Below are 17,974 nucleotides of genomic sequence, written 5' to 3'. Positions count from 1 at the left end.
CATGTCTCGCGTCACCCACCCGTCGCCGTGCGCGTGCCGCAGCTGCCCGACCCGGTGGGGGATCGATGGAGGTGATGTGATGTCGTTCGCGCTGGTGCCCGTCGCCGAGGCGGCCCTGTTCACGTTCGGGTGCCTGGTGATCCACGCCCTGCGGCGCCACGCCGACCTGGTCACCGCGACGCTCGCGTGCCTCGCGACGCTCCTCGTCCTGATGATCGGCATCGCCTGCGCGCCGGAATCCTTCGCGAAGTATCAGGCGGCGAGCGTCGCCGACTTCGCCCGCCTGGATCAGGCCATCTACTGAGGCTTCGCCCCGCGGCCGACGGCGTCGAGGCCGCCGGTCCGGAGCTTCGCGAGGCGGCCGCCGGTCCCGCGCTGGCCGGCGACGGCCACGTCGAAATCGTCCTTCGGGAGCTTGGCGAGGAAGCGCTCGGCGATTTCGAACAGAAGGATGTCGGCGCGGACCCGCTCGATATAGGCCCAGTCGAGGCTCGACGACCAGACGAAGTGCACCTCGCTGAAGCTCTCGGCGAGTAGCCCGGTCAGCAGGAACGGGTCGAAATGGGCGCAGGAATCGCCGAACAGGACGAGCCGGCGCGGATCGGCCGCCGGTGACGCGTTCCGGTAGACGACATGCGCGCCGACATGCACCTCCCGGTCGCGCCCTTCCGCCTCGTAGGCGGCGAGCAGCGGCCCGGTCTCGACCCGCGACGCGTCGCGCTGCAGCATGAACCGTTCCAGGCGCTCGCGCGGCCGCTCCGGCAGCTTCTCGCCGAGATCCATGAGCTGGTCCGAGACGATGCCCGGACGCGCGCCGATGTCGGCCGGCGGGATCGCCCCGAGCGCCCGCATGATCGCGCGGTAGGCCAGCAGGCAGCCCTGCGCGGTCCAGTGCGTGTCGGTGCGCAGGTAGAGCGGCACCGGCCCGTTCCGGGCGGCGCGGAGCGGGGCGAGAAGGTCGAGATAGGCCGGATGCCGGGCGAGGCTGCGGGCCAGCCGCCGGGTCGAGGCCTTGCCGGGGGCGTAACGCAGGCCGTCGGTCTTGTCGTCGTAGACCGACAGCTTCTCCGGCACGATCACGTGCAGGCAGCGGATGCCGAGGCTCTCGGCCCGCCGCGCGCGGGCCTTGATCAGCCGTGTCCAGCCGCGCAGCAGCAGCCAGTGCCACAGGCCGCCGCGATACCGGTCCATGACCCGGTTGGTCCCCCCCGTGAGGAATAACCAGCCGTCGCGGCCGACATGTACGCTCTCCCTGCCTGCAGACATGACGGTGCTTTAGCCGCACCGCGAGCGGGCGACTAGGCCGGACCCGGCACCGGGACCGCGCGTTCGTCAGGCATGACGCCCTCGCCCGCACCGGCCGTCCAGACCCGCGATCGCCCGGAGCATGCCGGCGGCCCGGAGCCCATCCGCCCGGAGCCCGCCCGCCCGGCGCGGCTGTGGCGCCCGCGCCGCGTGCTGGTCATGCCCGCCGCCCTGGAGCACGCCCACGGGCGGGCCATGCTGGCCCGCGCCGAGGCGCTGGGCCTGCCGGTGGAGCGGCTGGCGTCCAACCGCCTGCCGAGCCCGCGCGAGCCGGATCCTCGGCGCGCCTACGCGGCCGCCAAGGCGACCCTCGCGCTGACGGTCGCCCCGCCGACCAAGCTGCGGCTGCAGCCGATCCCGCCCTCGGCCGACTGGCGCTTCGACCTCGCCGAGGGCTGCCCGGCCCATTGCCAATACTGCTACCTCGCGGGCTCTCTGTCCGGGCCGCCGGTGACCCGCGCCTACGCCAATCTGGCGACGATCCTAGACAACCTCGCGGACTATGCGGGGCGCGGCGCGGTGACGTCGGCCTCCGCCGAGCGGGCGCGGGAGGGGACCACCTTCGAGGCGTCCTGCTACACCGATCCCCTCGGCATCGAGCACCTGACCGGCTCGCTCTCGGCGGCGATCCGGCATTTCGGCGCCTGGGACGCGCCGGTGCAGCTGCGCTTCACCACCAAGTTCGCCGCGGTCGAACCGCTCCTCGACCTGCCGCACAACCGGCGCACGCGCATCCGCTTCTCGGTCAATCCGCGGGCGGCCGCGCATTACGAGGGCGGCACCGATCCCCTCGACGCGCGGCTCGCCGCCCTGGCGGCGGCGGCGCGGGCCGGCTACCCGGTCGGCCTGACCGTCGCGCCGATCCTGCCGGTTCCGGACTGGGAGGACGCCTATGCCGGGCTGGTCCGCGCCGCCGCCGACGCGCTGGCCGGCGTGCCCGATCTCGACCTCACCGCCGAACTCATCACCCACCGGTTCACGCCGGGCTCGAAGGCGGTGCTGCGCGGCTGGTATCCCGGCTCGGACCTGCCGCTGGACGAGGCGGAGCGCGTCGAGAAGCGCACCAAGTTCGGCTCGGTGAAGCACGTTTTCCCGAAGCCCCTGATGCAGGCGATGCGCGCCCATCTCACCGCCTGTCTCGCCCGCGACCTGCCGGCCGCTCGGATCCTGTACTGGACCTGAGCGCCCGCGGGCGCCATCTGGCCCCGATGATCGACGCGGACCCCCTGATCCTGACGCTCGCCTTCGACGAACCGACTTTCGCGCGGTTCGACGGCGAGCGGCGCCGCCACTTCCCGGAAGCCCTCAACCGCATCCCGGCGCACGCGACCCTGTTCCACCACCTGCCGGGCGACCGGGAGCGGGGCGTGATCGAGGCGATCACCGCCCTCGCCCGCACGGTGCCGCCGCCGGAGGTCGCGGTGACCGGCCTGCGCTTCACCGGCCGCGGCGTCGCCTACGCGCTCGACTCCGACGCGCTGGTGCGCTTCCGGGGCCGCCTCGCGCAGGAATTCGCGGCCCACCTCACCGCCCAGGACCGGCAGGGCTGGCGCCCGCACGTCACGGTGCAGAACAAGGTGTCGCCGGACACGGCCCAGGCGCTGCACGCCGACCTGTCGGCGGGGTTCGTGCCGTTCCGGTTCACCGCCCCCGGCACCCTGCTCTGGCGCTACCGCGGCGGCCCCTGGGACGCCGTCGCCCGCCTGCCCTTCGGAGAGAATGCCTGATGGATGTCGACGCGCACCGGGAGACCGCGCCATGAGGGCGCCGGGCAACCTGCGGCAGAACCGGCTGATCGAGCCCGCGATGGCGGTGTGGCTGCGGTTGCGCCTGAACGAGGTCGGTCCCCTCGTCGCCCTGCTCTGCCTGAGCATCCTCGGCTACGGGTTCTTCTACCTCGCCCACGAGGTCGGCGAGGGCTCCACCGCGGCCCTCGACCGGCGGATCCTGCTCGCCCTGCGCAACCCCGCCGATCTCGCCGACCCCATCGGGCCGCCCTGGCTCGAGGAGGCGATGCGCGACATCACCGGGCTCGGCAGCGTCTTCACCGTGCTGTTCCTGACCTGCGCGGTGGCGGCCTATCTCGGCGTGTCCGGGCGCCGACGCATCGGTCTCTACGTCCTCGCCGCGGTGGGGAGCGGCGAGCTGGTCTCGACGGTGCTGAAGATCTTCTACCATCGGCCCCGGCCGGACCTCGTGCCCCACGGCATGGAGGTGTTCACGGCGAGCTTCCCGAGCGGCCACGCCACCATGTCGGCGATCGCCTACCTGACCCTGGCGACCCTGATCGCCCGGATCGAGCGCAACCGCCGCGCCAAGGCGCTGGTCCTGGCGCTCGGGGTGAGCGTGACGCTGCTCGTCGGCATCAGCCGCATCTATCTCGGCGTGCACTGGCCGAGCGACGTCCTGGCCGGCTGGTGCATCGGCGCTGCCTGGGCATCCCTGTGCTGGTTCGTCGCCCTGCAGCTGCAGCGCCGCGGCGAGGTCGAGGCGCCCGACCCGCCGCCGCCCGCCTGAGGCCGCCGTTAAGGTAAACAGACGGTTAAGGTGGACGGGCGGGGGCGGTCCGGGCTGGATGGCGGTTGTCCCCGCAACCGAAACCGTCAGGGTCAGACGATCGTGGTCGAGCGCCGCCGCACTGCCCGACGCCGCGTCTGCCTGGGCGGGCGGCTGCGCGTCGCGGCCTTCCTCCCGGAGATCGACTGCACGGTCCGCGACGTGTCCCTCGACGGGGCGCGGGTCCGGCTGCCGTCGGAGGCCGTGCTCCCCGACTGCGTCGAGCTGTTCATCCCCTGTCGCGGCGAGATCCGGCGCGCCTTCGTGGCCTGGCGCGCGGGCGAGTCGGTCGGCCTCGGCTTCGCCGAGACCCGCGCGGCGACGGAGCCCGAGGCGGTCGCGCGCCGGCTCGCCGCCAGCGAGGCGGAGGTGGCGCGTCTGCGCGCCGCGCTCCTCGACGGAAACAGCCCGGAGCCGGGTCGCGTTCACTGAGGGCGCGGTCCCGCCATCCGGCGGCTCCCGGCGCGGGCGGCGCCCCGGGCGCGGCCCTCCCGATCCGGCGACACGGCGAGGCACATGGCGGACGACACCCGGCTCTCACGACGCACTCTCCTCGCGGCCGGGGGCGCCCTGGCCGGCGCCGCGGCCGGCGGCGGCGCGCAGGCCGCCCCGCCGGCCGCCCCGCCGGCCCCTTCGGTCCCGGCCGATACCGGCGCCGTGCAGGGCGGAAAGGTGATGTTCCCGAACTGGCGCGGGCCGGGCGACCGGCCGCCCGCCCCGAGTCCGGCGCCGCAGCCGCCGGGTCAGCGCGTCGGCTACTGCGTGGTGGGTCTCGGGCGCCTGAGCCTCGACGAGATCCTCCCGGCGTTCGGCGAGAGCAAGCGCGCCCGCCTCGCGGCGGTGATGTCGGGCTCGCCCGACAAGGCGAAGCTCGTGGCGCGGCAGTACGGGCTGCCGGACGACGCCGTCTACGGCTACGACGCGTGGGATCGCCTGAAGGCGAACCCCGACGTCCAGGCGGTCTACATCGTCACGCCGAACGGCGTGCACCGGGACAACGTCGTGGCGGCCGCCGCGGCCGGCAAGCAGGTGCTCTGCGAGAAGCCGATGGCCGTGACCTCGGACGAGTGCCGGGAGATGATCGCGGCCTGCGCGAAGGCCGGCGTCAAGCTGATGATCGCCTACCGGTGCCAGTACGAGCCCCACAACCGGGCCGTGATCAAGCTCGCCCGCTCGGGCGAGTTCGGCCGGCCGCGGCTGATCCAGGCGTTCAACGGCCAGACCACGGGTCTTCCGGAGCAGTGGCGCCTGCGCAAGGCGCTGGCGGGCGGCGGCTCGCTGCCGGATATCGGGCTCTACTGCCTGAACACCGCCCGCGCGGTTCTCGGCGAGGAGCCGAACCTGATCCAGGCCCAGATCCACTCGCCGCCGGACGATCCCAAGTACCGCGAGGTCGAGGAGACGGCGAGCTTCACCCTCCACTTCCCGTCCGGCGTGATCGCCCAGTGCCTGACGAGCTACGGGGTCTACGAGGCGCGGAGCCTGACCCTGCACACCGGGACAGCCTCCGTCGATCTCCAGAACGCCTTCGCCTATCAGGGCCAGCGTCTCTACATCGGCCACCGCGACGGCAGGAACGCCGCCCGGGACGAGAAGGTCCTGAGCCCGAAGAACCAGTTCGCCCTGGAGCTGGACCACTTCGCGCGGTGCATCCAGGAGAACCTGCGGCCCCGCACCCCCGGCGAGGAGGGGCTTCAGGACCAGGTCCTGATGGAGGCGATCTACGAGGCCGCCCGCACCGGCGCGCCGGTCAAGGTCGGGCCGCCCCCCGGCGCGGGCTCCGGCCTCGACGTGACGCGCGGGCCGGAGCCGGAGGAGCCGTCCTGAGGTGCCTCAGAACGGCAGCAGGATGTCGACGAGCTGCTGGCCGTAGCGCGGCTGCTGCACGTCGGTGATCTGGCCCCGGCCGCCGTAGGCGATGCGCGCCTGGGCGATCTTGGCCGAGTCGATGGTGTTGTCGGACTCGATGTCCTCCGGCCGCACCACGCCGGCGACGATCATCTCGCGCACCTCGAAATTGACCCGGATCTCCTGCTTGCCCTCGACCACGAGGTTGCCGTTGGGCAGAACCTGGGTCACCACCGCGGCGACGTTCGTCAGGACGGACTCGGTGCGCTGGACCGAGCCGGCCCCGTCATTGGCCATGGCCGAGGTGGCGGAGAGCAGCGCGGTGCTTCCGACGCCGAAGGACTTGCCGACCGCGTTGTTCTCCAGGCCCAGGGCGTTGGGCAGGCCGAAGCTCTCGGTGTTGGCCCGGGAACGCTTGGTCTCGTTGCTGATGTTCGCCTGGTCGGTGACCTTGACCTTCACGGTCAGGATGTCGCCGAGCTTGGCGGCGCGCTGGTCCTTGAAGAAGGCGCGGGAGCCGGTGCGCCACAGCGAGTTCGGCGCGTACGAGACCGGCTGCACGTCCGGCATCGGCATCCGCACCGGCTTGTAGCCCGGCTGCGCGGTCGGGTCCTCGATCGCCGACAGGGCCGGGGTCAGGCCGACCTGCGAGAGGCGGTCGGCGGTGTTGCAGGCGCCGAGCGCGCCGGCGATCAGGGCGGCGGCGAGCGGGTTCAGGACGGTGCGACGGGCCATCGGGCTATCACTCTTCGACGCGTGCAGGGCGGGCGGTCAGCGCAGGGAGGCGGTCGCCTGGACGGGGGCGGCGCCGGCGGCCTGCCGGGCCGCGGGGCTGGGGCTCACCGAGACCCGGCCGGGGCCGATCACGGTGGCCTGCAGGACCTTCTTGGAGGCGACGTTGACGACGTTGACGACGGCGCCCATGCGGCCGGAATCGTTCGACAGGCCGCGCATCGACAGGCTGATGCTCGGCGTCTCGTACACGATGGTCACGTTCTCGCCGCGGGCGACCAGGTCGGGCGGGGCCGTGTCGGTGACCCGCAGCACGGTGCCGGCCGTGAGGGTGTTCTGCGCGACCTCGCCGAGGATGGTCGTGGCGCTGCCCTGCGCGTCGGGGGCGACGGATTCGCGCGGGCGCCGCTCCAGGGCGACGTCGCCCTCTCTGACCGGCTCGCCGCGGTTGAGGTTCCGGGTGAGCACCGCCACCTCGCGCAGCTCCACGACCACGCCGGAGACGCGCAGCGAGACCTGCCGCTCGCCGAGGGTGACGAGGCCCGCGACGCGGCGCGTCCGCGCATCGTAGGTCAGGTCCAGGGCCGCGGCCTGCCCTTCGAGGTCCACCGGCGCCAGCAGGGTCGGCCCGTCGCCGTCGAGGCGGACCGCGATGTTCTGGGCGTTGAGCCCGTAGCCGGTCTCGAGGCCGCGCTTGAGCGCCGCCTCGATCTCCGGCGGCCCGAGGCGGCGGGCGGCGCGCTGCACGGCGATCTGCAGCCGGCCGCCGGTCTCCAGGCCGCTGAGGCCCAGGGCGGAGGCCGCGTCGAGGATGCGGCGGGTCTGGATCGTCCCGGTGGCGCCGAGGCTGGGCGCGCGGAACAGCGGGCGCGTGGCCAGGCGCTCGGGCGCGCCCTCGACGAGATCGGCGAGCGTCAGGACGTCGCCGCGGGCGGTGACGTCGCCGCGCAGCCGCAGGCCCTCCGCCCGCGCCATGGCCGGGATCGCCAGGGCGCCGAGGGCCGCGAAGGTGAGGAAGGCCAGCAGCGCGCGCAGGATGACGGCGGCGCCGAGGGGCATCACCCGCCGCGGGACGCGCCGCACGATCGGGCTGATGTCGTCCCCGGCCCCCGCGGCGATGCGGGGCAGGTCGAGGGTCCCGAAGTCGGGATCGAGCGGGTCGGGATGCATGCCGGCATACATGTTCAGGGACCTGAAGCGGGGTGCGGGTCGCGCGGTTAGCTGCGGAACATCTGCGTTGTGGTGGAGAGCATCTGGTCGGCGGCGGTGACGACCTTCGAGTTCATCTCGTAGGCGCGCTGCGCGGCGATCAGGGACGAGATCTCCGTGACGGCGTTCACGTTCGCCTCCTCCAGGTAGCTCTGCTGGAGGTTGCCGAAGCCGTCGGCGCCCGGCAGGCCGCTGATCGCCTGCCCGGAGGCGGCGGTCTCGACGAACAGGTTGTCGCCGATCGACTCGAGGCCGACCTTGTTGACGAAGCGCGAGAGCTGGAACTGGCCCAGCGCCTGCGGCGCCGTCTGGCCCGGGATGTTCGCCTGCACGACGCCCGTGGCGCTGATCGTCACGGACGTCGCGTTCTGCGGCACGGTGATCGCCGGATCGAGCAGGTAGCCGTCGCGGGTGACGAGCTGGCCCTGGGCCGAGAGGTCGAAGGAGCCGTCGCGGGAATAGGCGGTCCGGCCGTCCGGCAGCGTCACCCGGAAGAACCCGTCGCCGCGGATCGCGACGTCGTAATCCTTCTCGGTCGAGGACAGCGTCCCCTGCGACATCACGCGGGCCGTCGAGGTGGTCTTCACGCCCGAGCCGAGGCTGAGGCCCGCCGGGAGCTGGGTGTTCTGCTGCGAGGTCGAGGCGCCGGCCCGGCGCATGTTCTGGTAGAGCAGATCCTGGAAGTGCACCTGCTGGCGCTTGTAGCCGGTGGTGCGCAGGTTCGCGATGTTGTTGGAGATGACCTGGACGTTGAGTTCCTGGGCCGCCATGCCGGTGGCGGCGGAGTAGAGGGCGCGCATCGGTCAGGCCTCCTCAGGCGACGTCGGCGAGGCGGCGGATCGCCGTGCCCCGCAGGTCGTCGAGGCGCGAGATCATGCTCGACACCATGGCGTAGGTCCGGTTCACGTCCATGAGCCGGGTCATCTCGATCACCGGGCGGACGTTGGAGCGCTCCAGCGACTCGGGTTCCAGGCGCCCGTCGATCCCGGCGGGGCGGGCGGGCTCCGGCGAGGCGTAGAGGTTGGTCCCCTCGTTGGTCAGCCGCTGCGGGTTGGCGAAGGTGACGAGCTTGATCCGCCCGCGGATGCCGAGGTTGGTCGACACGGTGCCGTCGGGGCCGATGGCGAGGCCGGTCTCCTGCGGGTTGATGCTGATCGGGCCGCCCTCGCCCACGACCTTGTAGCCGTCGCTGGTGACGAGCGTGCCCTGCGCGTCGAGCTCGAAGGCGCCGTTCCGGGTGTAGCGCTCGCCCTGGGGCGACTGCACGGCGATGAAGGCCGAGCCCTTGACCGCCACGTTGAGCGGGTTGCCGGTCTGCTCGATCGGGCCCTGCCCGAGGTCGAGGCTGGTGCCCTGGTCGATGACGTAGGACAGGCGCCGGTCGGGCCGGGCGAACGAATCCGCGCTCGCCACCGGCATCAGGTATTCCTCGAAGCGGGTGCTCCGCGCCTTGAAGCCCGTGGTCGAGACGTTCGCCATGTTGTTGGCGATCACGTCCAGCTCCCGCTGGAGCGCCATCTGGCTCGACACGCCGACGAAGAGGGCATTCTGCATCGTGGACTCTGGGACTCGCGGGCCGCGGAGGCGGCAACGATCCATTCAGCATCCGCTGTGCCAAACCCGTCTGCGGCAAATTTTAGCGTTGTGACAGGGACTTGGTTAGCGACGCTCGCGTGTCGCGGCGGCGCGGGGGCTGCGCCGCGGCAAACCTGACCCGGCAGGAATTGCCTCCTTAACGGCGCGTTAACCGTGATGCTCCGATATCCAGGTGTACCTGGCGCGCGGTCTCCCGCGAGAGAGCATTATTCCATGGCCAAGACGCCGAAAAAGGCCTCCGCCGAGGACGGCGAGGCCAAAGCCGAGGGCGCCCCGAAGGGCAAGAAGAAGCTCATGATCATGGTGGCCCTCGCGGTCCTGATCGCGGGCGGCGGCGCGGGCGCCTTCCTGATGATGCGCGGCGGCGGCCAGGGCGACGGCAAGGAAGCCGCGCAGGGCGGCGGCCATGGCGGCGGGCACGGCGACGCCAAGGGCGCCGGTCCGGACGCCAAGAAGGCCGTAGTCTTCGTCGACGTGCGCGAGATGCTCCTCAACCTCTCTCCCGAGCTGCCCCAGGACAAGGCCAAGTACGCGAAGGTCCGGATCTCGCTGGAGCTGAAGGACGCCAAGGTCGAGGAGGAGGTGAAGCCCCTGATGCCGCGGGTCGAGGACGCGCTGCAGGTCTACATGCGCGAGCTGCGCGCCAGCGACATCACCAACTCGATGGGCCTGTTCCGGCTGCGCGAGGAGCTTCTGCGCCGGATCAACATCGCCCTGTACCCCGCCAAGGTCGACGCGGTGCTGTTCAAGGACGTGATCGTCCAGTGAGCGCGCCCGCGACCCTGCCCCGTCCATCGCGCGCCGCGCCGCGCCGGGCCCCGATCGAGCACGCCTGATGGAACCCGAGGACGAACTCCCCGAGGACGACTGGTCGGCAGCCCTCCTGGAGCAGGGGGCCGAGGGCGGCGACACGTCGCTGGCCGAGGAGTGGGGCGCGGCGCTCGCCGAGCAGGGCACCACGCGCAACGCGGGCGACGTCGCCGCCGAATGGGCGACGATGATCGAGGACGGGGAGAGCGACAACCTCCCCGAACTCGCCGGCAACGACCGGGTGCTCAACCAGGACGAGATCGACGGCGTCCTCGGCTTCTCCATGCGCGAGCTCTCGGCCTCCGGGGCCGGGGGCGTGCAGGCCATCGTCGATTCGGGCGTCGTCCAGTACGAACGCCTGCCGATGCTGGAGATCGTCTTCGACCGGATGATCCGGTTGCTGTCGACCTCCCTGCGCAACCTGTTCCAGGACAACGTCGAGGTGACCCTCGACAACATCACCTCGGTGCGCTTCGGCGACTACCTGAACGCGATCCCGCTGCCGACGCTGCTGGGCGTGTTCCGGGCCGAGCAGTGGGAGAATTCCGGCCTCGTCACGGTCGACTCGAACCTCGCCTACGCGACCTTCGACCTGCTGCTCGGCGGCAAGCGCGGCGGCTCGTCGAGCCGCCTCGACGGCCGGCCCTTCACCGCCATCGAGATGACGCTGGTGCGCCGCCTCGTCGAGATCGTGCTGGGCGACCTCGAGATGTCGTTCCAGCCGCTCTCGCCCGTGAGCTTCGGCATCGACCGGATCGAGACCAACCCCCGCTTCGCCACCATCACGCGGCCGGGCAACGCCGCGATCCTGATCAGCCTGCGCCTCGACGTCGACGGGCGCGGCGGCATGCTGCAGATCCTGTTCCCCTACGCGACGATCGAGCCGATCCGGGAGCTGCTGACCCAGAGCTTCATGGGCGAGAAGCTCGGCCGCGACCACGTCTGGGAGGGCCATCTCGCCACCGAGATCTGGCAGGCCGACGTGACCATGGACGCGGTGCTGCACGAGATGATGCTGCCGCTGAAGCAGGTCATGAGCCTGAAGGTCGGCGAGACGCTGATGTTCGAGGCCAAGCCCTCGGACCTCATCACCGTGCGCTGCGGCGACTGGGCGCTGACGCAGGGGCGGATCGGCCGGGTCGACGGCCACATCGCCGTCCAGGTCACCCGGCCGCTGCGCCGCTCGCGCACGACGATCCAGGCCTACGAGGCCTCGATGAACAACCGCTCGGACAATTAGTGCCGATGAGGGTCCGGTCATGAGTCTCTTCGTCACCCTCGCGGCCGACATCCTGGTCGCCGTCCTCCTGGCGGCGACCATCGTCACGTCCCTCCGGCTCTCGCGCCGCATCGGCCAGATGAAGGGCGACGAGGCCGCCCTCCGCCAGACCATCGGCGACCTGATGGTCGCGACCGGCACGGCCGAGCGGGCCATCGCGGGCCTGCGGGCGGCGATCGACGAGGGCGACCGCACCCTGAACGCGAGCCTGGAGACCGCCACGATCCGCGCCGGCGAGCTGCGGCTGCAGGTCGAGGCCGGCGAGGGCGTGATCACCCGCATCGGCGCCATCGTGGCGCAGATGCGCGCCGTGCCGGTCCGTCCCGAGCCCGCGCCGGAGCCGAGGCCCGCGCCGCAGGCGGTCCCCGAGCCGGCGCGCGCGCCGGAGATCCCGGCCGAGCGCCGGCCGGAGCACGCCAGCCCGAATGGGGAGCGCCTCGGCGTGGCGGCCGCGGCGGCCCTCGCCATGAGCGAGCGCGCCCTCGCCCGCGTCCGGGCGCGCGCCGCGTGACCGGGGTCAAGGCCCCGAAGATCCCGCCGCCGAAGCCGGATCCCGAGGAGCGGATACGCCGCGCCGCGACGCCCGAGCGGCGCGCGCGCCGGAAGCCCGTCCGGCAGTTTCGGCTGCGCCTCATCGACGCCGTGGCGCTCGCGGCCGGTGGGCTGCTCGTGCTCAAGCTGCTCAGCCTGCTGCAGGCCGGCCTGCCGGAGAGCGCGGCGCTGCCGGAATACGGGCGCGCGGTCGCCCGGGCGCGCACCGGCTTCGAGCCCTTCGATCCGGTGACGACCGGTTCGGTGGGCGCCAAGGAGGCGCCGGCAGCCGCGCCCGAGCAGCCGTCGGCCCCTCCCCTGGCCCCGGCCCAGTCCGCACCGCCCGCGGCCGGGAGCTCGGCCTCGCCCACCGAGCGCCTGCTCCTTGAGAAGCTCGGTGCCCGGCGCGACGCCCTGCGTCAGAAGAGCGACGAGCTCGAGCTGCGCGAGAAGATGCTGGGCGAGGCCGAGCGCAAGCTCGAGACCGGGCTCGGCGACCTCAAGAAGGCCGAGGACAAGGTCGACGCCGTCGCGAAAGCGAAGGAGGACGCCGAGAAGCAGGCCCTGAAGAACATCGTCACGATGTACGAGGCGATGAAGCCCAAGGACGCAGCCCGGGTCTTCGACCGGCTCGGGCTCGACGTGCTGGTCCCGATCGTGCTGGCCATGAACCCCCGCAAGATGTCCGAGGTCCTGGCGGTGATGCAGCCCGAGACCGCCGAGCGCCTGACTGTCGCCCTCGCCAACCGCGCCCGCGGCGCCGCCGGACCGCAGGCTCAGGCGGGAACGGGGCTCCCGGCGAACGAGCTGCCGGCGATCGATCCCGGGGCGCCGATCCGGTAGGTCCGTGGCGCGCTGGAGCGCCGGGCCGACCTTCCGGGACCGCCGGCCCGCCCGTCCGGCCGCGTCGTGCCAGCCCGCCCCGTGCGGCGTCCGCGCGGGCTAGGGTCCGGGGCCGGGCGCGCTATAAGGGGTCCATGTCAGAGGCCGATCCCCAGCCGCTCCTCGCCGTCGAGGACCTCTCCGTGGCGTTCCGCGCGCGGGAGGGTGAGACCGTGGCGGTCGACGGCGTCTCCTTCACCATCCGCCGCGGCGAGACCGTCGCGCTCGTGGGCGAATCGGGGTCCGGCAAGTCGGTGACCGCGCTGGCGATCCTGCGCCTCCTCGACCCCGCGGCCCGCCAGGACGGGCGGATCCTGTTCGCGGGCCGCGACCTCGCGCGGCTGCCCGAGCGGGCGATGCGGGACGTGCGCGGCGCCGACATCACCATGGTGTTCCAGGAGCCGATGACCTCGTTGAACCCGCTCCACACGATCGAGCGGCAGATCGGCGAGGTGCTCGGCCTGCACCGCGGCCTCGCCGGCAAGGCGGCCCGCCGCCGGATCCTGGAGCTTCTGGAACTCGTGGGCCTGCGCGACGCCGAGCGGCGCATGGGCGCCTACCCGCACGAGCTCTCCGGAGGCCAGCGCCAGCGCGTGATGATCGCCATGGCGCTCGCCTGCGAGCCGGACCTCCTGGTCGCCGACGAGCCGACCACGGCCCTCGACGTGACCGTGCAGGCGCAGATCCTGGCGCTGCTCGCCGACCTGCAGAAGCGCCTCGGCATGGCGATGCTGTTCATCACCCACGATCTCGGCATCGTCGAGCGGATCGCCGACCGCGTCTGCGTGATGCTGAAGGGCAAGATCGTGGAGGCCGGCGCCACCAAGGCCGTCTTCGCGGATCCGCAGCACGCCTACACGCGCCGCCTGATCGCCTCCGAGCCGAAGGGCCGGGCCAACCCCGTCCCGGCCGACGCCGCCCCGCTCCTGGAGGCCGGCCCCCTGAAGGTCTGGTTCCCGCTGAAGTCGGGCCTGCTCCGGCGCGTCACCGGCCACGTCAGGGCCGTGGACGGCGTCTCCCTGCGGGTCCGGACCGGCGAGACCGTCGGCGTCGTCGGCGAGTCCGGCTCGGGCAAGACAACCCTCGGCCTCGCGCTCCTGCGGCTCACGGGCTCGGAAGGGCCGATCGTCTTCCTCGGCAAGGCGATCGACGGCTACGGCGTGGCGCAGATGCGCCCGCTGCGGAAGGACATGCAGGTTGTCTTCCAGGATCCCTACGGCTCCCTGTCGCCGCGCATGTCGGTGGCCGACATCGTCGCCGAGGGACTGGTGGTCCAGGGCACGGCGCGCTCCCGGGCGGAGCGCCGGGCCGTGGTCGCCAAGGCGCTCACCGATGTCGGGCTCGATCCCGCCGCCATGGACCGCTACCCGCACGAGTTCTCCGGCGGCCAGCGCCAGCGCATCGCCATCGCGCGGGCGATGGTGCTCAATCCCCGCTTCGTCGTCCTCGACGAGCCGACCTCGGCCCTCGACCGCTCGGTCCAGGCCCAGATCGTGACCCTGCTGCGCGACCTCCAGCGCGAGCGCGGCCTCGCCTACCTGTTCATCAGCCACGACCTGAAGGTGGTGCGGGCGCTCGCCAACTACGTGATCGTCATGCAGAACGGCCGGGTGGTCGAGGAGGGCGACGCGGAGACGATCTTCGCGAGCCCCCAGACGCCCTACACCCGCGCCCTGTTCAAGGCCGCCTTCGCCCTCGAGAGCGACGCCCCCGCCGAGCTGGAGTCGGCCTGACCGTGGCGCGCGCCCTCATCATCGTCCTCGATTCCGTGGGCGTCGGCGGGGCCCCGGACGCGGACCGCTACGGCGATGCCGGGTCGGACACGCTGGGGCACATCGCCGAGCGCTGCGCGGAAGGCCGCGGCGACCGGGCGGGGCTGCGCGCGGGCCCCCTGCGCCTGCCCCACCTCGCCGAACTCGGGCTCGGCCTGGCTGCCGCCGGGGCCTCGGGCCGGATCCCGCCGAACCTCGCCCCGGCCGGCCCGCCGCGCGGCGCCTACGGCCACGCGGTGGAGACGGCCGCCGGCAAGGACACGCCCTCCGGCCACTGGGAGATCGCCGGCCTGCCCTTGACCGAGCCCTGGGGGCATTTCCCCGACACCCGGCCGGCCTTCCCGCCGGAGCTGGTCCGCGCGCTCGTCGCCGAGGGCGGCCTCCCGGGCATCCTGGGCGACTGCCACGCGCCCGGGGTCGCGATCATCGACGCGCTGGGCGCCGAGCATCTCCGGACCGGCCGGCCGATCTGCTACACCTCGGCCGACAGCGTGTTCCAGATCGCCGCCCACGAGGAGGCGTTCGGGCTGGAGCGGCTCTACGACCTGTGCCGGGTGGCGCGCCGCCTGTGCGACCCCTACCGCGTCTGCCGGGTGATCGCCCGGCCCTTCGTCGGCGCGCCGGAGACCGGCTTCCGCCGGACCAGCAACCGCAAGGATCTCGCCGTCGCCCCGCCCGGGCGCACGCTGCTCGACCGGGCCGAGGCGGCCGGCCGCGCGGTGGTGAGCGTCGGCAAGATCGGCGACATCTTCGCCCACCGCGCCACCGGGCGCGAGATCAGGCCGGGCCCGAACGCGGCCTGCGTGACCGCGGGGCTCGACGCGCTGGCGACGCTGCCGGAGGGCGGCCTGATCTTCGTCAACCTCGTCGATTTCGACACCGAGCACGGCCACCGCCGCGACGTGCCGGGCTACGCCGCGGAGCTGGAGGCGTTCGACGCGCGGATCCCCGAGATCCTGGCGGCGCTGGCACCGGGCGACCTCGCGGTGATCACGGCCGACCACGGCAACGATCCGACCTGGACCGGGACCGACCACACCCGCGAGCAGGTCCCGGTGCTGGCCTTCGGCCCCGGCGTGGCCGGCCGGCCGATCGGCCGGCGGGAGACCTTCGCGGATATCGGCGCCACCGTGGCGGCCCATCTCGGCCTCGCCTGGGACGGGGCCGGAACACCGTTCCTGTAGGGAGGACACGACGTGCGGGACGACGACGACCGGCCGCGCAAGGCCGTTGCCCACGAGATCGGGCAGCCCCTCGACACGCTCTCGCTCGGGGATCTCGACGAGCGCGTCGCGCTCCTGCGCGCCGAGATCGCCCGGCTCGAGGCGGCGCGGGCCGCCAAGCAGGCGGCGCAGGGCGCGGCCGACGCCTTCTTCAAGCGGGGCTGAGGCTTGGACCGGCGCGAAATCCTCGCCGCCCTGCGGCGCGGCGATCTCGGCGGCGCGCGCGAGCTGCGGCTGCCCGACGGCCTGACGGAGGTGCCGCGCGAGGTCTTCGCGCTCGCCGACACCCTCGAGGTGCTCGATCTCGGCCGGGGCAGCCTCACCGACCTGCCGGACGATCTCGGCCGCCTGCACCGCCTGCGCGTGCTGTTCTGCTCCGGCAACCCGTTCCCGCGCCTGCCGCCGGTGCTCGGCGCCTGCCCGGCGCTGAGCCAGCTGGGCTTCCGCGGCTGCGGCATCCGCGAGGTCCCGGCGGTGTCGCTGCCGCGCGACCTGCGCTGGCTGACCCTGACCGACAACGCGATCGCGGAGCTGCCCGCCGCCCTCGGCGAGCGGCCGCGCCTGCAGAAGCTGATGCTGGCGGGCAACCGGCTCACGGCGCTGCCCGACAGCCTGTCGGGGGCGGACGACCTCGAGCTGATCCGGCTCGCCTGCAACCGTCTCGCGGCGATCCCGCCCTGGCTCGCGCGCCTGCCCCGCCTCGCCTGGATCGCCTACGCCGGCAACCCCGCCGAGCCGGCGACGGCGCCGGTCGCGGCCCCCGCGGTGCCGTGGGCCGACCTCGCCGTCGGCGACCTGCTCGGCGAGGGCGCCTCGGGGCGCGTCCACCGGGCGCGGTGGCGGGATCCCGCCGGGGGGCAGGACGTGGCCCTGAAGCTGTTCAAGGGCGCGATGACCAGCGACGGCCTGCCCGAGCGGGAGATGGAGGCCTGCCTCGCCGCCGGGACGCACCCGGCCCTCACGGGCGCGCTCGGCCGGCTCGAGGGCCATCCCGACGGTGCCCGCGGCCTGCTGCTCCGGCTCCTGCCGGCGCACTGGCGCGCGCTCGCCGGGCCGCCGAGCCTCGCGAGCTGCAGCCGCGACGTCTACGACCCGGACCTGCGCCTCGGCGCCGACACGGTCCTGCGGATCGCCCGCGCCGTGGCCGAGGCGGTGGCGCACCTGCACGGGCGGGGCCTGCTGCACGGCGACGTCTACGCCCACAACACGCTCTGGGATGCCGGGACCGGCGCGGCCGTGCTCAGCGATTTCGGCGCGGCCTCGGTCCTGCCGGACGGGCCGCAAGGCGCGGCGCTGGCGCGGGTCGAGGTCCGCGCCGTCGGCATCCTGATCGGCGAGCTGCTCGACCGATGCGCGGCGCCGCCGGACTCCCTGCGCGCCCTGGCGCGGGCCTGCACCGGGCCGGATCCCGACGGGCGGCCGGGCCTCGGGGCGGTGATCGCCGAGATCGGGCGGCTCCAGGCCTGATCGCGCGGCCTCGACCGGTGCCGGGAGCGGTCCGCTGTCTCAATCGGGGATATCGCCCTGCCCGCGCGCGATCACGGCGAACAGGTCGCCGAGGGCCGCGAGGCTCGCGGCCTGGAGCTGGGCGGCCGGCACCACGGCGCCGTCCGGCCCGGGCAGGTCCCGCGTCGCCGTGGCGGCCGCCACGACGGTGGGGCGGAATCCGAGGTTGAAGGCGCTCCGGGCGGTGGAGTTGACGCACATATGCGTCATGAAGCCCGCCAGGACGACGTCCTTCACGCCGATCTGCTCGAGCCGCGCCTGGAGGTCGGTGCCCACGAAGGAGCTCGGATAGGCCTTGGTGATCACCGGCTCGTCGCCCTGCGGAGCCACCTCCGGGCTGATCTGGCCGATCGGGGCGGTCACGTCGTAGGGCGAGCCCGGCCCGGCATCGTGGCGGACGTGGATCACCGGAATCCCGGCCTCGCGCGCCCGTCGCAGGAGCGCCGCCGCCTCCCGGAGCGCGGGCTCGACGCCGTCGAGCCGCATCACGCCCTCCCGGTAGGTCTGCTGCAGGTCGATCATCACGAGCGCCGAGCCCCTGAGCGGGGCCGGCGCGGGGCTGAGGCCGGACAGGCCGCGCAGGGTTGCCGGATCGGACATCGGCGGTTCCTCCCATCGGGCCGCGTCGGAGGCGGCTCTCTGAGCCCGGGACGCTACGACGGCGCGGCCCGGTCGCGCCAGTGTGCAAAGGTGCAACGCTCGTGCGCCGGGGCCGGATGTTCCCC

Annotated in this window: 20 protein-coding genes; 14 read left to right on the top strand and 6 right to left on the bottom strand. The window is 73.3% G+C overall.

Annotated features, from left to right (window positions below):
* Window positions 1–79: 79 nt before the first annotated feature.
* The gene (locus ACLBX8_RS27995) at window positions 80–304 is read left to right on the top strand and encodes a hypothetical protein (protein WP_447697479.1); all 225 of its coding nucleotides are present in this window, start codon (window positions 80–82) and stop codon (window positions 302–304) included.
* Here ACLBX8_RS27995 and ACLBX8_RS27990 read toward each other — a convergent pair.
* A complete protein-coding gene (locus tag ACLBX8_RS27990; RefSeq protein ID WP_447716167.1) occupies window positions 298–1,266 on the bottom strand; it encodes an alginate O-acetyltransferase AlgX-related protein in 969 nt (322 codons plus the stop codon). The two genes, ACLBX8_RS27995 and ACLBX8_RS27990, sit on opposite strands and share 7 nt — an antisense overlap.
* Before the next feature lie 198 nt (window positions 1,267–1,464).
* Here ACLBX8_RS27990 and ACLBX8_RS27985 point away from each other — a divergent pair, with 198 nt between their 5' ends.
* From ACLBX8_RS27985 to ACLBX8_RS27965, 5 genes are all read left to right on the top strand, one after another.
* Complete coding sequence (locus ACLBX8_RS27985) at window positions 1,465–2,487, top strand: spore photoproduct lyase family protein (protein WP_447698122.1); 1,023 nt, start codon at window positions 1,465–1,467, stop codon at window positions 2,485–2,487.
* 26 nt (window positions 2,488–2,513) lie between these two features.
* Entirely contained in the window at window positions 2,514–3,032 is a 519-nt protein-coding gene (locus tag ACLBX8_RS27980) for a 2'-5' RNA ligase family protein (RefSeq protein WP_447697481.1), read from the top strand.
* 31 nt (window positions 3,033–3,063) lie between these two features.
* On the top strand, window positions 3,064–3,822 hold the full coding sequence (locus ACLBX8_RS27975; RefSeq protein WP_020093634.1) for a phosphatase PAP2 family protein: 759 nt from the start codon (window positions 3,064–3,066) through the stop codon (window positions 3,820–3,822).
* Between the two features lie 102 nt (window positions 3,823–3,924).
* Complete coding sequence (locus tag ACLBX8_RS27970) at window positions 3,925–4,293, top strand: PilZ domain-containing protein (protein ID WP_447697482.1); 369 nt, start codon at window positions 3,925–3,927, stop codon at window positions 4,291–4,293.
* A gap of 84 nt (window positions 4,294–4,377) precedes the next feature.
* Complete coding sequence (locus ACLBX8_RS27965) at window positions 4,378–5,688, top strand: Gfo/Idh/MocA family protein (RefSeq protein WP_427508119.1); 1,311 nt, start codon at window positions 4,378–4,380, stop codon at window positions 5,686–5,688.
* Window positions 5,689–5,694: 6 nt separating this feature from the next.
* Here the strand turns inward: ACLBX8_RS27965 and flgH are convergent, their stop codons facing one another.
* From flgH to flgF, 4 genes are read right to left on the bottom strand one after another with little or no spacing between them, the layout of a single operon-like run.
* A complete protein-coding gene (gene flgH, locus ACLBX8_RS27960) occupies window positions 5,695–6,444 on the bottom strand; it encodes a flagellar basal body L-ring protein FlgH (RefSeq protein WP_020093631.1) in 750 nt (249 codons plus the stop codon).
* A gap of 36 nt (window positions 6,445–6,480) precedes the next feature.
* Complete coding sequence (flgA, locus tag ACLBX8_RS27955; RefSeq protein WP_447697483.1) at window positions 6,481–7,623, bottom strand: flagellar basal body P-ring formation chaperone FlgA; 1,143 nt, start codon at window positions 7,621–7,623, stop codon at window positions 6,481–6,483.
* 35 nt (window positions 7,624–7,658) lie between these two features.
* Window positions 7,659–8,450 (bottom strand): flagellar basal-body rod protein FlgG, encoded by a 792-nt coding sequence (gene flgG / locus ACLBX8_RS27950; RefSeq protein WP_020093629.1) that lies wholly within the window; start codon window positions 8,448–8,450, stop codon window positions 7,659–7,661.
* 13 nt (window positions 8,451–8,463) lie between these two features.
* The gene (flgF, locus tag ACLBX8_RS27945; RefSeq protein ID WP_042671790.1) at window positions 8,464–9,204 is read right to left on the bottom strand and encodes a flagellar basal-body rod protein FlgF; all 741 of its coding nucleotides are present in this window, start codon (window positions 9,202–9,204) and stop codon (window positions 8,464–8,466) included.
* Between the two features lie 255 nt (window positions 9,205–9,459).
* Here flgF and fliL point away from each other — a divergent pair, with 255 nt between their 5' ends.
* The 8 genes from fliL to ACLBX8_RS27905 all read left to right on the top strand — a co-directional run bounded on the left by fliL (window position 9,460) and on the right by ACLBX8_RS27905 (window position 17,210).
* A complete protein-coding gene (gene fliL, locus ACLBX8_RS27940; RefSeq protein WP_020093627.1) occupies window positions 9,460–10,014 on the top strand; it encodes a flagellar basal body-associated protein FliL in 555 nt (184 codons plus the stop codon).
* 64 nt (window positions 10,015–10,078) lie between these two features.
* Window positions 10,079–11,296, top strand: a complete 1,218-nt coding sequence (fliM, locus tag ACLBX8_RS27935; protein ID WP_091681367.1) for a flagellar motor switch protein FliM — start codon at window positions 10,079–10,081, stop codon at window positions 11,294–11,296.
* 19 nt (window positions 11,297–11,315) lie between these two features.
* On the top strand, window positions 11,316–11,846 hold the full coding sequence (locus ACLBX8_RS27930; protein ID WP_100252657.1) for a DUF6468 domain-containing protein: 531 nt from the start codon (window positions 11,316–11,318) through the stop codon (window positions 11,844–11,846).
* On the top strand, window positions 11,843–12,709 hold the full coding sequence (locus ACLBX8_RS27925; protein ID WP_244539974.1) for a MotE family protein: 867 nt from the start codon (window positions 11,843–11,845) through the stop codon (window positions 12,707–12,709). The genes ACLBX8_RS27930 and ACLBX8_RS27925 overlap by 4 nt, the downstream gene beginning before the upstream one ends.
* A 134-nt stretch (window positions 12,710–12,843) precedes the next feature.
* Window positions 12,844–14,481 (top strand): ABC transporter ATP-binding protein, encoded by a 1,638-nt coding sequence (locus ACLBX8_RS27920; protein WP_447697485.1) that lies wholly within the window; start codon window positions 12,844–12,846, stop codon window positions 14,479–14,481.
* Between the two features lie 2 nt (window positions 14,482–14,483).
* Complete coding sequence (locus ACLBX8_RS27915; protein WP_447697486.1) at window positions 14,484–15,704, top strand: phosphopentomutase; 1,221 nt, start codon at window positions 14,484–14,486, stop codon at window positions 15,702–15,704.
* A gap of 12 nt (window positions 15,705–15,716) precedes the next feature.
* Window positions 15,717–15,908: a DUF1192 domain-containing protein gene (locus ACLBX8_RS27910; RefSeq protein ID WP_012317818.1), complete on the top strand. Its 192-nt coding sequence runs from the start codon at window positions 15,717–15,719 to the stop codon at window positions 15,906–15,908.
* Between the two features lie 3 nt (window positions 15,909–15,911).
* Window positions 15,912–17,210, top strand: a complete 1,299-nt coding sequence (locus ACLBX8_RS27905) for a leucine-rich repeat-containing protein kinase family protein (protein ID WP_447716166.1) — start codon at window positions 15,912–15,914, stop codon at window positions 17,208–17,210.
* Window positions 17,211–17,249: 39 nt separating this feature from the next.
* On the opposite strand, the gene ACLBX8_RS27900 is transcribed toward ACLBX8_RS27905, so the two are convergent.
* A complete protein-coding gene (locus tag ACLBX8_RS27900; RefSeq protein WP_103985426.1) occupies window positions 17,250–17,849 on the bottom strand; it encodes a cysteine hydrolase family protein in 600 nt (199 codons plus the stop codon).
* Window positions 17,850–17,974: the final 125 nt, after the last annotated feature.

This window comes from Methylobacterium sp. D48H (assembly GCF_053345715.1).
Note: the sequence above shows the minus strand (reverse complement) of the source record. Positions and strands in the feature narration are given on the sequence as shown.